The organism is Pseudomonas sp. SDT291_1_S447, assembly GCF_054070155.1.
In genome coordinates, this window is record NZ_JBSVXS010000454.1 from 1 (window position 1) to 217 (window position 217).

Sequence of the window (217 nt, forward strand, 5' to 3'; positions counted from 1 at the left end):
GCTAGTGGAAGACATCTTGCTGGCCAGCCTCGACACCTGCGTACTCGAAGGCGAAGCCAGCCTGCCGCGCGATGGTGCTGGCCTGGCCGCCTTGGCTGAGCGCAAGCGTGGCAGTTGGACCGAACACGCCGAACGCCTGGCGCGCCTGACCCTGGACGTGCTGAAACTGTGGCACAGCCTGCAAAAACGTTTCAAAGGCAAGATCGACCTGGCACAG

1 protein-coding gene is annotated in these 217 nt (G+C 63.1%); it reads left to right on the forward strand.

The features are described 5' to 3' along the window. A partial coding sequence (locus ACW9IR_RS30335; RefSeq protein ID WP_457466307.1) for a hypothetical protein occupies positions 1 to 217 on the forward strand: 217 nt, incomplete at both ends.